This window comes from Methylobacterium indicum (assembly GCF_001043895.1).
GTDB lineage: Bacteria > Pseudomonadota > Alphaproteobacteria > Rhizobiales > Beijerinckiaceae > Methylobacterium > Methylobacterium indicum.
Window position 1 is genome coordinate 1 of sequence record NZ_JTHF01000206.1, and the last position, 1,931, is coordinate 1,931.

The 1,931-nt window shown below is 71.8% G+C and carries 1 protein-coding gene and 1 pseudogene; one reads left to right on the forward strand and one right to left on the reverse strand.

What is annotated here, in order from left to right:
* Nucleotides 1–119 precede the first annotated feature (119 nt).
* A pseudogene (locus tag QR78_RS22970) lies at nt 120–797 on the reverse strand (NAD-dependent epimerase/dehydratase family protein); the annotation flags it as partial.
* A 361-nt stretch (nt 798–1,158) separates the two neighbouring features.
* On the opposite strand from QR78_RS22970, the gene QR78_RS22975 reads away from it, so the two are divergent.
* Nucleotides 1,159–1,545, forward strand: a complete 387-nt coding sequence (locus QR78_RS22975) for a hypothetical protein (protein WP_048429910.1) — start codon at nt 1,159–1,161, stop codon at nt 1,543–1,545.
* The last annotated feature ends 386 nt before the right edge of the window (nt 1,546–1,931 follow it).

Here is a 1,931-nt window from a genome sequence, read left to right on the forward strand (position 1 = left end):
TCGACGCCCTGCTCGAGGGGCGGCCGATCGACATCTACAACCATGGCCGGATGGAGCGCGACTTCACCTATATCGACGACCTCGTCGAGGGGATCGTCCGCCTCGTCGACACGCCCCCTTCCCTCGGCGAGGTCGTCGATATAGGTGAAGTCGCGCTCCATCCGGCCATGGTTGTAGATGTCGATCGGCCGCCCCTCGAGCAGGGCGTCGACGAACTTGAACAGGGCCATGTCGGGCCGGCCGAACGGGCCGTAGACGGTGAAGAACCGGAAGGCGGTGGTCGGGATTCCGAACAGGTGGGCGTAGGAATGCGCCATCAGCTCGGTCGCCTTCTTGGTGGCGGCGTAGAGCGTCATCGGCTCGTCGGCGCGGTCGGCCTCGGAGAACGGGACCTTGTCGGCCGCGCCGTAGACCGAGCTGGTCGAGGCCAGCAGCAGGTGCCGGGGCGGCATCCGGCGCGCCAGTTCCAGGATGTTGAAGGTCCCGACGAGGTTCGACTCGACGTAGCTGCGCGGGTTCTCGAGGCTGTAGCGGACGCCCGCCTGCGCGGCGAGGTGGATCACCACGTCGGGCGCGGTCTCCTCCCAGATCCGGCCCAGGGCCTCGACGTCCTCGAGCATCGTCTCGTGGGCGGTGAAGCCGGGGGACTGGAGCAGGCTGGCGTGGCGGCGGTGCTTGTAGCTCACGTCGTAGTACGGCGTCATGCCGTCGACGCCGACGACCTCGTGCCCGGCGAGCAGGCGCTTGGCGACGTGGAAGCCGATGAAGCCGGCGGTGCCGGTGACGAGGATGCGCACCTGCGAGATCCTTTCTGGAGGCCCGGGCACCGGGCGCGAGGCCGTCGCGGGAGATTGGCCGTCGCGGGAGAGCGGAAGGGGTGGGACCTCGATGTCTCGGTCCCGCCTCCCGGCCGTCTCCTGCCCCGCCATATCGCCACGCTGCCCGCGCCGGGGCGACCTCGCCTTTCGGGGCCCGGCGAGCCCGAAAGGCGTAACGGCATCGGCCATTCGCGACGCCGCCCCGGCCGAGAGGCGTGTTCCCGTCGACCGGCCGGGCGGGGCAGGCTGCGCCGTGGGAGCGGTCGAGGGGCCGGCCGGACCGCGCGGGGGATGCCGCGGCGGCGGCCGGACCCCGGCGACCCGCAGGACAGGAGCCGCCATGTCGGAGACGCCACCGGCCGCCGCGACGCCGATCGACTACCGGGTCGAGATCGAGAACGGCGCGCTGCGCCTGCGGCTCGAGATCGCCACGAAGAGCATCCCGGTCCCGATCTCGGGCGAGCAGGCCGCCCTCCTGGGACGCGCCCTGCTGGCCGCGAGCGTCCGGCTCGCCGTCGCCCCGGACGGGGAGGGGACCGTGGAGCCCTGCGACCTGCCCGTCGCCGCCTGGCGCACCGGGCTGGTGCGGGACCACCGCCTCGTCGTCCTGATGCTCGACCTGCCGGGCGGCGGCAGCGCCCGGTTCCAGCTTCACCCGGCGATGGCGACGGGATGCGGACAGGCCCTGCACGACAGCGGCATCGTCTTCGACGCCGACCTGCCCTGAGGCGCGCACCGGCTACCTCGTTTGGTCATATTGCCCGCGCAACGCCTCGCTTCCACCATCCGGCTCAATCATCCGACAGTCTTCGTCTCGTCACCGAAGACGAAGCGATCGGATCCCAAGCATCAGACAATCGACACGGCTCCGGGAAGGCCCCGCGCCTTCGGACGGCGCGCCGATGGGGCGCGCCCACGGAATCCTGCCGCCAGAACCAAAAGGGATGCCCGATGCCGCTCCGCGCCCCTCTCCGAGCCACGGCCCTCGCGGCTTCGTGCCTCGCGGCCCTGTGCGTGGGCACCGTCCCCGATGCGGCCGGCGCCGCCGAACCCTATGCCCTCGGGCCGGCCGACAAGGTGCGGGTCACGGTCTCGCAATGGTCGGCGGCGCCG

What these genes read in the sequence shown, in the direction of transcription:
- QR78_RS22975 (WP_048429910.1), top strand. Translation starts at nt 1,159, where the DNA reads ATGTCGGAGACGCCACCGGCCGCCGCGACGCCGATCGACTACCGGGTC.